9 protein-coding genes and 1 pseudogene are annotated in these 12,180 nt (G+C 56.1%); 1 reads left to right on the forward strand and 9 read right to left on the reverse strand.

Annotation, left to right across the window (positions count from 1 at the left end; all coding sequences use genetic code 11):
- Positions 1-13: 13 nt before the first annotated feature.
- The 4 genes from IEV82_RS22870 to IEV82_RS22885 all read right to left on the reverse strand — a co-directional run bounded on the left by IEV82_RS22870 (position 14) and on the right by IEV82_RS22885 (position 3,821).
- Positions 14-1,486 carry an amidohydrolase family protein gene (locus tag IEV82_RS22870; RefSeq protein ID WP_188484405.1) on the reverse strand — a complete coding sequence of 491 codons (1,473 nt, stop codon included), beginning with the start codon at positions 1,484-1,486 and terminating at the stop codon, positions 14-16.
- Positions 1,479-2,255: an amino acid ABC transporter ATP-binding protein gene (locus IEV82_RS22875; protein ID WP_308420472.1), complete on the reverse strand. Its 777-nt coding sequence runs from the start codon at positions 2,253-2,255 to the stop codon at positions 1,479-1,481. The genes IEV82_RS22870 and IEV82_RS22875 overlap by 8 nt, the downstream gene beginning before the upstream one ends.
- Positions 2,249-2,902, reverse strand: coding sequence for an amino acid ABC transporter permease (locus tag IEV82_RS22880; RefSeq protein WP_229747992.1), 654 nt, complete (start codon positions 2,900-2,902; stop codon positions 2,249-2,251). The genes IEV82_RS22875 and IEV82_RS22880 overlap by 7 nt, the downstream gene beginning before the upstream one ends.
- A gap of 64 nt (positions 2,903-2,966) precedes the next feature.
- Positions 2,967-3,821 carry a transporter substrate-binding domain-containing protein gene (locus IEV82_RS22885; protein ID WP_188484406.1) on the reverse strand — a complete coding sequence of 285 codons (855 nt, stop codon included), beginning with the start codon at positions 3,819-3,821 and terminating at the stop codon, positions 2,967-2,969.
- Between the two features lie 608 nt (positions 3,822-4,429).
- On the opposite strand from IEV82_RS22885, the gene hydA reads away from it, so the two are divergent.
- Entirely contained in the window at positions 4,430-5,827 is a 1,398-nt protein-coding gene (gene hydA / locus IEV82_RS22890; protein ID WP_188484407.1) for a dihydropyrimidinase, read from the forward strand.
- A gap of 718 nt (positions 5,828-6,545) precedes the next feature.
- On the opposite strand, the gene IEV82_RS23820 is transcribed toward hydA, so the two are convergent.
- The 5 genes and pseudogenes from IEV82_RS23820 to IEV82_RS23825 form a co-directional block, all read right to left on the reverse strand.
- Positions 6,546-7,046 (reverse strand): zincin-like metallopeptidase domain-containing protein, encoded by a 501-nt coding sequence (locus tag IEV82_RS23820; RefSeq protein WP_229747993.1) that lies wholly within the window; start codon positions 7,044-7,046, stop codon positions 6,546-6,548.
- 1,018 nt (positions 7,047-8,064) lie between these two features.
- Positions 8,065-9,150 (reverse strand): plasmid replication protein RepC, encoded by a 1,086-nt coding sequence (gene repC, locus IEV82_RS22900; RefSeq protein ID WP_188484408.1) that lies wholly within the window; start codon positions 9,148-9,150, stop codon positions 8,065-8,067.
- A gap of 223 nt (positions 9,151-9,373) precedes the next feature.
- Entirely contained in the window at positions 9,374-10,339 is a 966-nt protein-coding gene (gene repB, locus IEV82_RS22905) for a plasmid partitioning protein RepB (protein ID WP_188484409.1), read from the reverse strand.
- Positions 10,339-11,541 (reverse strand): plasmid partitioning protein RepA, encoded by a 1,203-nt coding sequence (repA, locus tag IEV82_RS22910; protein WP_188484410.1) that lies wholly within the window; start codon positions 11,539-11,541, stop codon positions 10,339-10,341. Before repA ends, repB begins: the two co-directional genes overlap by 1 nt.
- 318 nt (positions 11,542-11,859) lie before the next feature.
- Positions 11,860-12,005, reverse strand: a pseudogene (locus tag IEV82_RS23825) (recombinase family protein); the annotation flags it as partial.
- Positions 12,006-12,180: the final 175 nt, after the last annotated feature.

Here is a 12,180-nt window from a genome sequence, read left to right on the forward strand (position 1 = left end):
CAGCGTGCGCTACCTATACGGCGACGCCTTCGCCGAAGTCTGCCTTGACCGGGTGCTTGCACAGCCCTCCGCTGGCTGAATTTTCCTCATCACAATGATGATTGAGCCGCCGCCTGTGAGGGTCGGCAGCCTCTGCACGTGCGCGCCCCCAAAGCGCAGCCGCAGCGGCTTCGGCAGCGTCTAGTATCGCCATTTTATCCACCCGTACCGGCTCCCCGTTGGAAACGACGATTTCCCCTTCCACGATCACGGTTTCCACGTCGCGGCCCTGCCCTGTATGCACCAAGGTTCCCAGGACATTCGTGAGAGGGCGCAGGTGTGGCCGCTGGAAGTCGAAGAGAACCAGGTCCGCCCTTTTTCCAACCGTGATCGACCCGATTTCAGCGTCCAGCCCCAAGGCGCGCGCGCCACCGATGGTCGCCGCCTCGAACATCTTTTCCGGCTGCCAAAATTCGGTGATCTTGTCATCCTGGATGCGCCCTGTGGCAAGTGCCCATCGCATCAGTTCGACCATGTCCGCATGCATGTTGTCTGTCGACAGGGTCAGGTTCATCCCTGCCCGGCACAGCGCATCGGTGGGCGCGAAGTGACCATGAGTCAGGTTGCCTTTGGCGATATGCGCCAGGTGCGCGCCTGAGCTCCCAAGTCGCATGATGTCTCTGTCAGACAGATGAATGCAATGGGCAGCGATCAAGTGATCGTCGAGCAGGCCAACCTCGTCCAGCAGTTCCGGGGGGCTCATGCCGTCACGGTCGCGAATGAAGTCCACCTCGACGCGGCTCTGGGACACATGGGTGTTCACGCGCAAACCTGTTTGGTCCCGCATTTCGCGCACCTGCCGCAACAGGTCGGGCGAACATGTGTCGGGCGCATGGGGGGCCAAGACGACGCCTGTCCGCAGGCCGATCGGATCATGAAATTGCGCGATCAGGTCCTCAGCGTCACGCATCGTTTGCATGCCAATTTGCGTGTCATAGCTCCATTCACCCAGATGAACGCGCGAGAAATCCACGTCGTGGATCCGTCCACAGCCCCAGGCGCGCAGCCCTGTCTCTGCCATCGCTGGCAGGGCCACATCCTGATGGGTGAAACTGTCGTTGATGATGGTTGAGCCAAAGCAGAGGGCCTCCAGCCCACCAAGCTGGGCCATGGCATAGGCTTCTTCCGGCGTGACATCGTGCCCATGCGGCACGCCCATCGTGTAGGCTGGCGCGAACCCCATGTCTTCGGCGACGCCGCGCACCATGCTGAGTATGGCATGGGTGTGCACATTGACAAAGCCGGGGGTCACCAACCGCCCCTGCGCATTGATGAGGGTGGTATCCGGATGGATCTCTGTGGGTGGTGTGTCGCGAATGGCGGTGATCCGGCCTGCCTGAACCGTGATCCATCCTTCCTGCAACATCGGGCGGTCGGGATCAGCGGTCAGAACGGTGCCGCCCGCGACGATCAAATCCGGTTTTGGGGATTGCGCGTGTTCAGTCATGGGACAGGTGACGCAGGAAGCGGCGCGCGCCTTCGGTTTGCGGAGACCCGAAAAGCTGCGTCGGCGGCCCCTCTTCGGCGATGACCCCGTCTTCCATATAGATCACCCTGTCCGCGGCATCGCGCGCGAAACTCATTTCATGGGTGACGACAACCATCGTCATGCCACCTTGGGCGAGTTCTTTCATCACATCCAGCACCTCCTGCACAAGTTCCGGATCCAAGGCTGACGTCGGTTCGTCAAACAGCATCACCCGCGGTTTCATCGCCAAGGCACGGGCGATCGCGACACGCTGTTGTTGCCCGCCAGAGAGCTGCGCGGGGCGTTTGTCGGCATGTTGACCCAGATGGACTTTTGTCAGCTCAATGTCCGCCAAGGCCCGTGCCTCGGCGCGTGACATGCCCCGGACCTTTTCCGGGCCAATGGCGACGTTGTCGCGGGCTGTCAGATGCGGAAAGAGGTTGAAGCGTTGAAACACGAACCCGAACTGGCTGCGCTGTGCGGCAGCCTGTTTTTCGGACGCGGGACGCCACACACCGGACCCTTCAGCAAGGCTGCCCCCAACGGAAGTGCCATCAAGCCAGACAGCGCCTCCTGACGGTTCTTCCAGACGGTTCAGACAACGCAAGAGCGTCGTCTTGCCAGACCCGGACGCCCCAATAATCACCACGGTTTCGCCCGCTGCAACATCAATGGACACCCCGCGCAACACGCAGTTTTCGCCGAAACTCTTGCGCAGATCTTCCACGCGGATCACAGGCATTACCATGCGGGTAGCTTTCGTTCGATCCGCGCCGACAGCCAACTGATCGCCTTGATCAAGACGTAGTAGTAGAGCGCCAGAAGCGTGTAGATCTCGAACGGCACAAAATTGACGGAGATGATCGCCTGCCCTGCGCGTGTGATTTCATAGACGGAGATGACCGACAGCAACGAGGAATTCTTCACCAGGCTGATCAATTCGTTTGTGAGCGGCGGTACCATCTGGCGGTAGGCCTGTGGCAGCAGGATGTGAACAAGAATTTGCCGGTGCCGCATGCCGATTGCCATGGACGCTTCGGTCTGCCCCCTTTCGATGGAGCCAACGCCGCCCCGTACCACCTCAGCCACGAAAGCCGCCGCGTTGAGTGAAAGCGCGATCACTCCGGCCCAGAATTCATCAAAACGGATCCCGATCATCGGCAGCGCGAAGAAGACCAGGAAGATTTGAATCAACAGCGGTGTGCCACGAATGAAATCGACATAGGCCAGAACGAGCCATCGTATCAGGCGGCTGCGAGACAATGCGCCAAGCCCGAGGATGACCCCCAGAATCAGCCCCAACACCGCCGATACGGCTGAGATTTGGAGCGTGACGACCAATCCTTCCGCGAGGAGCGGAATGCTCTCACGGACGATTTCCCAGTCGATATTCATTTGGCACCCCGCGCAAAGCGCGTCGGCCGGGACAGCAGACGCGCTGGCTTTCGTTGGTCAAAGGTCACGCGAAAGACGGGATTTCGTCAGACAGTTCCATTTTGAAGCCGAACCATTTTTCCTGAAGCGCATAGATTTCACCATTTTCTTTCAGGCGCGTCAGTTCGCTGTCCATCCATTCGACGATTTCAGTATCTTCCTTGCGCGCAGCGATTCCGGCCCAATTGAGTTGTCCCACCGGACGCACAAGGGCATAGGCCCCGGGCCGGTCTTTCATCACCTGTCCCAAAGTCGGCAAGGTGTTCAGCACCCCATCAACGGTGCCTTGGCTCAAGGCCAGGTAGGCGGCGGGATGATCATCATATATTTTCACCTCGGAGAACCCTGCTCCGGCCGCGGCTGCGATTTCTTCGTCCAGTGCCGGTTTCATCATTTCGCCCGGCGAGCCAAGCTTCACGCCAAGCACCTTGCCGGACATGTTGCTGACCGAGGTGATTGACCCCGCATCTTCAGCGCGGATCAAAAGTGCCTGACTGGCCTCGGCATAGGGAATAGAGAAGGCGACTTTTTCCAGTCGCTCCTTGCGGTAACTCATGGACGACATGATCACGTCAAAGCGGCCTGCGTAAAGCGCCGGGATCACGCCGGACCATTGGGTATCAATGAATTCCGGTTCGACGCCCAATGAGGCGCACATGACCGCCGCAAGGTCGACATCATAGCCGACAATCTTTCCGCCATCGCGAAAGGTGAAAGGCGGGTAAGTGGCTTCGCATCCGACCTGCAGCACCCCTGCAGACTTGATGTCGGCCAGCGTTTTTCCTGCCGCAAAAACCCGGGTCGGCGCAAGCAAAGGTACCGCAAGACTTGCTGCACCCCCAATCAGAACGCCCCGGCGTGTTGCCTTGAAGTGTGTCATTCGTTAACCCCCTGGATGTGATCTGCCGTTTTATCGACCTCGACCAAGCGCGTGGTCTGCGCTCGTCTGAAAAAACGGTTGAGAGGAGATTCGTTTCGCGCAAGAACGCGATACTGAATTTCGGGCTGGCTGGTTCAAAACCGACTGATCTGGCTATTCTCTTTGCACCGCCGCGCGGAAAATAAGCATTGATATAACGCTTCCCGACAAAACCCACTGAGTAGACGCGCACCAACTTGGGTTCTGGTACCACTCGTTGGGCTGGCGTTTAAGTGAAGTGGCCAAACGGGTGCGGGCGCTTTGAGCGGCAGATGGGACTCTGCGTTGCTCAAGCGCGGGCACCACCCGCGATTTCTGCCCAACTTTCCATCACCGCTTGTCTCCAGCGCCGTTTTCCTCATGTTTTCGGAGCGCGCGCCAAAATGGCATGCCATTTTGGCGGCATTGGCAAATCAGGGATTGCTCATGGACTGTATCGCATCAAATCGCGATCACGCAGACGTCACCCCAAACATCAACCACCCGCTGCCCCTGCCCTGTGGCACCAGATACCGCGGCAGAGATCACGGTCTGCAGATGAACACGCAAGCCATCCGAGGAGACACGACATGACCCATGATACTGTCATCACTGGTGCCCGCGTCGTCACCGCCAGCGGTACGATCAGCTGCGACATCGGGATCAGCAGTGGAAAGATCGCGAGCCTCGGGACAGATCTGACGGGAACCGAAGTGATCGATGCGCGCGGCCTGATCGCCATGCCCGGCGGGATCGACAGCCATGTGCATATCTCGCAGCCCTCCGGGCCGGGGATCGAAATGGCAGATGATTTCGCGGCTGGCACCCGCAGCGCGGCCTGCGGCGGCAACACCACCGTTCTGCCTTTCTGCCTTCCAGAAGAGGGCCATACCTTGCGCGAGGCAGTCGCGGCCTATCGCGCCAAGGCTGATGGAAATTGCCTGACGGATGTATCCTTTCACCTGATCGTCAAGGAAACTGACCCGGTGACACTAGGGCAAGACCTTCCCGCGCTCATTCAGGCTGGTTACACAAGTTTCAAGGTGTTCATGACCTACGCCGGACTGGCGTTGAGTGATCGCCAGATCCTCGATGTGATGACCGTCGCCAAAGAGCAAAACGCGATGGTCATGGTCCATGCAGAGAATGAGGACGCAATCGAATTCCTGCGCGACAAGGCCGAACGGGCGGGTGAAACAGGCCCCTATCACCACGCCACCACCCGGCCGGTTCCGGTCGAACGCGAAGCCACACATCGTGCGATCTCGCTGGCCGAGATCGCGGGTGTTCCCCTGACCATCGTGCATGTGTCGAACGGGGAGGCGATGGAAGAGATCATGCGTGCACGACAGCGGGGACTGACGGTCTTTGCCGAAACCTGCCCACAATACATTACTTTGACCGCTGATGATCTTGATCGCAACGGCTTTGACGGAGCGAAATACGTCTGCTCTCCACCACCCCGAACACGGGACGAATGGGACAACATCTGGCGCGGGATCGAACAAGGGGTTTTCGATCTCTTTTCCTCGGATCACTGCCCGTTCCGCTTTTTAGATACCGCAGGCAAGGACGCTCCGGGCGCACGCAAGACCTTTCGCAACATTCCCAACGGCATTCCCGGCGTCGAGACGCGGTTGCCGATCCTCTTCTCGGAAGGCGTGGTCAAAGGGCGTTTGTCCCTTGAACGCTTTGCCGCGCTGACGGCGACCAACCATGCCCGCCTTTACGGGCTTTATCCGCGCAAGGGAGCGATCATGGTCGGGGCAGACGCGGATATCGCACTTTGGGATCCGACACTGAGCAAGCCGATCAAGCAGGCAGACCTGCATCATGGCAGCGATTATACGCCTTGGGAGGGTTTTGAAATCACCGGATGGCCCGTTCGCACCATACTGCGCGGAATCACCACGATGCTGAACGGCGTGCCCGGTAAGGATGCGGTCGGGCAGCACCTGTCACGCACGGCACCGGAGCTTCTGGGCTGAGAACGGGCTACCATGACCAGAGACATTGCAAACCGCGGTTGGGGACGTTGACATGATCCTCGAACATAGTGCTGGCGCCTGTCACCGCGGCCATGCCCGGTCAGCCCGACTGGGGCTGCATGGTCGAAGCCCCCGAATTGCTTGCCTCCTCGAAAGCCAGTTCGACATGCACATCGTCACAAAGACCCTGATGCTCGAACAATCGCGTGCAGGCAACACTCTGCGCTGGCAGTCTCGAAGCGACTTGTGAAGGTTTACTGCGACGGAATCACTGATTTTCGCAGGCCCCAATGGCGATTTCCCCAATCGCCTGCGCCATTCCCTGACTAGATGACGGTTATCCAACAATTCAGGGCACGAAATCACGCGATCCCAATGTGACTATATGTCGCACATGGAAAAGCCCAAATTTCTGAAATCACATCAAAACCCTCAACACCCATCACTGGGCGGGCGAAATAATTAGCACTCAATGGCAGCTCTGGATAGTGCTCAGCACTCGGTTCATGCCTCAGCACCGGTAACGCTGGGCTCGAAGCCGCCATTTTTCTCTAAGCTACAATCGAGCAGTCATGCCCCCATTCCGTGTGCACTGCCCTGCCCGCCTCGGACCTGGCGATCAGGTAGCCGCAGTCGGTTTGCGAAGCAGTCGCGTGCAATAAGATCGTGTTCTTTTCTGAACGTAGGAGACGCCGCCAGTTGTACAGCTCGACCGCATTCATCTCGAGCATATGGCCGTAAAGCCAAACTCCTCTTCTATGAAATACAACGTGAATTCAGCCGAGGCACTTATATTGGTGGCGAGGTCAAGTTCATGCGCCCTGACTCGGTAGCGGTTCCGCGGATTATCGAACTGGGCAATTGACAGTATGAAGACCTTGCCCAGAGGAGGCGGATAGTACACCTCCTCACCAGTAGAAGCCTTGGCGATGTCGATACGCTCGAAGTAGGTCTGCATGTGAGGAATGGGATCCGCCGATGGGTGCTCCAGTGCTGGCTCAGGGTGGAAACCGTCAATCAGCCCCTCGATCTGGCATTCGTTGAATACGCGGTAGGATTTCTGGAAGCGGAAAACGTTTGCCTCGTCGTCGTCTTCTCCATTGTCACGGTTGTCGGCACCCTGCCCCTGCTGGTTGGCTCTGACCAAAGTAGACCACGACAGTGCACTTTCTTCCTTGCACACCTTTGAACCTAGAGCGTTCGCTGGGACTGTCATCAAGAAGGGTCAGCTGTGGCGCACCATCAGCGTCCGCATGGACAGCAGAAAGTCATTAACGCCCCAGTAGGCTTAGTCGTTGTGGTGCAATTGCCTTGTTCTGCACGGCAGCACAGGGTTGGCGCCACGGGAGAACGTCATGTTTGACGATACAAATGATCTGCTTTTCTGATGACTTCAGCGGGGTCGAATTTTGGCGTGCGGAATCGAGCCATTGTTGGGATGGTTCAAATGTTGCTGAGTCGGCGGCAGTGAAGCGGCACCCTACCACGGTGGGTTTGTATCCGGGCTGACAAGAGACAGTGATGCCTAGGGAAATTGGTTGAAATATTCAATCAGGTAGAACTACGGTTGGGTTCCAAACTCATGGCACTGGCTTGGTATTGTCCGCCCCCCTGCCCGGCTTTCATGCACCTACGCTTGTTGGCTTTTGCTGCGTATCTGTGGTTGCGGGAACTTCCGCGTATTAACGGCAAACAAACCTACGCCCGCAATTTGCCAGAATAAACTGTATAGCACGGTTTGGCTGCAGGACTTATTGGGTTGATGTCGAAGACATACGGATATGGCTTGCAGGAACGTCTTGATCCTTGGGCCAGCTGAGTCAGAGTCCCGAACTTTTTTTTGCGGGTGGTGTCTTTGAGCTGTTTTGTTCCAGTATCCGTGTTGGGAGGATTTGTAAAATTATGGCCCCTTGTAGCAAGTCGTTCAGAGAGACCTCTTTAGCAGTGCCTTTGATTCAGACAGAAGTCCCGGTCTGCCGCTGGCTGTACCGGCCCGCTTCGGATTGATCGGGTAAGAAACCATCACTCTTTGGTACGGTCCTTCGTCGTGCAATATTTGACGCCTGGTTTCTTGCAAGCGTAATTCTGAGAGCCATCTTTGAATTCTCAGGTAACGTCTGAAATTTCGGACCTTGTTCTTTCGGTTGAGTGTCGTTGTCCGCGGACAATTTTATATCTGACGGGCAGAACAGAACCGGAAGCGAGCAGGAGGCACCATTTTGTGATGAAAAAAATGGTCACAGTCGAGACTTTGAAAGTCTTCGAACAAGCTGTTCCGGCACGAAGTCAGCGCTGTTTTTTCCCGACGTGATTGAGCGGAAATAAGCGCCTACTTTTTTGATCTTTTCATGAAACTGCATGATTGCCCATATGGTCAACGCAGTCCTTTCCGCTCCAAGGTTTTTCTGGGCATCTTGGTAGTTCCTTGCGTCAATCCCGAGCATTGGCGCAAGTGTTAGGGCATGAGCGACTATGTCTGACATCGTCCTCACGGGTGTCACGGAAAATTGCGCTGCTTCTGGACAAGCGCTCAGGATTTCTCGAACGCTAAGTGGTAGGTCCGTTTGGTTTGTTCGACTGGGTTCAGACTGGATACTCTCTTCTTTATCAATATGTTCTTTTATTGAGTTATGATGGTGCCGGACATTTTGGCCGTCACTGCCGGACATTTTTTCTTCTGTGGCATCTGTCGTGTCATAAGGCTGTTCAACCTCCATCGCTGCACCGTTGAGTTGGTTCAACAGATTGTAGCAATCATCCAGTGATAGATTTCTGCGAAGCGCGCGAATGGCTGTAGACGCATCAACGCTGTCGGGTCTTGATCGGAGGATATCATTTGCTGCTGCGCGAATCTTGCACTTCAGGTAACCAATACGTTCGTTTTCACGAAGGGCTCGTGCTGCAAGTTCTGCGATCTCCAGAAAGCGCTGGAACAGGGGCGTTAAGTCGAACCCGAATCTAAGCGCAGTGCCCTCTGTCGAGTTTCGACGGCAGAACCTTTTTCGGTTAGAGCTGTCACGGCGAACAAGCAACCCCAGTTCTTGCAGAATGGCAGCATGGCGCCTTATCGTTCGATCTGAAATTCCATTTCGCCGAAATACAAGGGTCGCGTTCGATGCAAATACGGTGTTGTGTTGTCGCCTCGGCGGGAGGCACGAGAGCATCGCGTCCAGCGTTGCAATCACAGGTGCCTTGAGGCCCATCAGTGAGGCGGCCTGCCGCAGTGTGTCGATGACGATATGACGTTCTGGTCGTGAGTTGTCCGCGGACAACGCGACTTCTGTCCGCTCTCTCGAGGAGGCGGATGCCTGAATAAATGCCATGAATTTTCACGACAACCTGATGGGAAAGGCCCAGGTCCCCCGATTTCCCGAAAAAAGGCAAGAAATCATCGTTCAACCGATTCGGTTGTTGTTGACTGCTGCGGAGAAGCTGTTACATCTGAGAGTGCAAAGAACAGATGGGGCTCTCCAGGGATGACTTGGGGGGCTCTTTCTTTTCTGGCTGTTTTTCGTGCTCCTTTTTGTTTCTCTGCTCGCCTGTTTGTTAGCCGGACTTCTGGCCCGACTTCCACGCCTCATAGAGACGTTTCAACTCAACTTCAGCATTGTCTCGCATCCATTGAGTGAATTCTGGGGTATCAGCTTTGGACAATTTTACTGTCAAAGCGCGTGGGGTGTCCTTGACTTCCGCAAGGGTCTTGCCGTCGCTCGACACGATTACGTGCGCTTCAGACTTTGTGATGTTGGCGGATTTGCCAATTTCCGAAATGGCGTCACTGACACGCGCAAAGCGGTCATCCGAAGTGGGGACCTTATCCAGGTTTAAATTGGACACGACTTGAACAAGGTCAGCGCTGCTGACCTTAACCCTGTCTGCCAGTTCTTCCCAGCGACGGCGTCCGACGCCATGTGCCGAGCCGATCATCATGATTACAGCCTCTGGTACCGTACGGGCAACCTTGGTCATGCGCGACAGCATCGGCTTGTCGATGGCAAGTGCGTCGAGGATCACGGGCTGGTCATAGCCATTGTCGCTCAACTGTGCTGCGAACAAGGCTTTCTCGATGAAGCTTGGGTCAAGACGGTGCGAATTTTCTTGCCCCTGGGCGAGAATGGCCTCCTCGTCGGATAGAGTGCGCACCAACGCCCTGGCCGTCATTCCAATAGTTTGCAGCGCACGCAATCGGCGGCGACCGTAAACGATCTTGTAGCGACCAGGTTTGTCCGCGAGGGGCCGGACCATGATCGGCACTTGCTGCCCGTGTTGCTTTATGCTCTCAGCAAGAGACGCGATGTCGGCATCAGAGAAAGACAACCTGTCTTTCGGTCCGTCCTCTTCGATGAGATCGACGGGTATTTCCCGAACAGCGTTACTGGAGAGGTCCTTCAGGGTCGATTTAACTCCGCTCATCGCGCCCGTATTGGGGAAGCGGGGTTTCAGATCACCCGTAGCTACTTCATCAGCGGGACCCGGCGGGGCAGGGGGCTGGAAAAGGTTTCTACGTGCCATTACTCATTCCTCCTGCCCCAAGCCTGTTGGATCGTTTTTTCAAACTCATCTGCGACGCCGTTTACGCTTTCCAGCACCCTGTCCAAAGTTTTCTTCACCACTTGGCTGGGCTCCAGTTCATAGATCGTTTGCTGCGTCATTCCGGCGTCAGAAATGGCAGTGGATTTCAGCATGGGAGTGTTGAGAACCTGATCGAGTAGGATCGACCGCAAGAAGCCGGCCATCTGCGATTGTGGAACATCGGTCGGTTCGAACCTTGCAATGAGATACTTGAGAAACGACCAGTCGATCGGCCCAGTCGCTTCCTCCAGTGTCCTGACAGTCTCTCCGGCCATCTCGAGGAATTGCGCCATCGAGGCAACGTCCAGCATGCTAGGCACGACGGTAATCAAAAGTCCGGTTGACGCAAGCAAGGCCGTCATGGTGGTGAAGCCAAGTTGCGGCGGACAATCGATGATCACCAGATCATAGTCGGCTTCGATTTCGTCCAGCGCTATGGCCAACCGCTGTGTGAAAGGGGGATCAATCTTGTGCTGAAGCGCATAGGCCGTTTCGGTTTCATACTCAGACAGCAACAGTCCGGCCGGTGCGAGGTCAAGTTTGTGGAAGTAAGTCTTGCGAACCACATGGCTCAGGGGGACCGGATCCTCGTATTTCAGAGCATCGTACACCGTGCCGCTTTCGGCAAACTCGATTTCCGGTCGGTACCCGAACATAGTCGTTAAGCTGGCTTGGGGGTCCATATCTACAGCCAGCACGCGATACCCTCTCAGAGCGTAGCGTTGCGCGAGATGAATTGCTGTTGTCGTCTTGCTGGAGCCGCCTTTGAAATTCACGATAGAGATGATCTGAAGTGCGTCACCATCCCGCCTGCCCGGCAAATATGCTTCGCCGTTGCGCCCAGTTCGCGCCATCACTCGGCGGACCAGGTCGATTTCTTCAGCAGAATAGAGACGCCTGCCGCGAGAATCCGTTTCAACATCAGGAAAGTCACCTTCTTGATGGCGGGTTCTCAGATTCGACATGCTAATCCCTGTGAGCTCGGATACCTCGGCAGGGTGGAACTTGCGCAGCGTTTTTCGACTTTCAGGTTGAAAGCTGTTACGCATATGCTGGTTAAGGGCATCCGACAAACGTGCCGCGTCTGCAGAAATGGAAGCTGCGATGGATTTTGCGCCTGGGAATTCTGCCGTGCTATTCATTCTGCCCTCGAGACCTCTTTGTGGGTCGATTGTCTTTCGTCGCTAAAGTGCGCGATTTTCGCAATCGTGCGACTAGAGCACTCATGACACGCAACTTATCCCCAGACAACAATTTTTTTCGCGAGCGGGAGATGCGGTCCGGAACAAGGCTGAGATGGGCACGTCGAAAATTGGCTTAAGTATCAGGGAAGCATAAAGAAATCTCAGAGAGATTGCGGTACCGTCGAACATGTTGTGGCTTCACTACGGCGTACCCCTAGAGATCGTGGCCAAGGCAATGATCGAATCGGCGCATTCCAAGTCTGGTGCGGGTTGCATTTAATTGGAGATCAGTCCAAGCCGCTCCGCTTGCTCCAATAGCATGCTGACTGAAGATGGCTGCCAGCTTGTGCGCCTACAAAGACGCGCATTGATTCCAACCGATCGCAGACTGCTTGCAACGTGATGTCGGGGTCTGCGCTCTTGTCGCGTTCAGTTCCCGATTTCAATTGAAGCAGCAAGCTGAAATTGAAGGTAAGGCTACGGTGAGGGCCGTCTGACTTTGGCTACGATCCGATGATAAGTCCGACCTTATGTCCGATTTCATCCACCGACCTCAAATTGAAGTTCTCTCTGCCGCCGATGGCGTTCGCCGTCGGC

Source organism: Marivita lacus (assembly GCF_014637725.1).
Taxonomy (GTDB): domain Bacteria; phylum Pseudomonadota; class Alphaproteobacteria; order Rhodobacterales; family Rhodobacteraceae; genus Marivita; species Marivita lacus.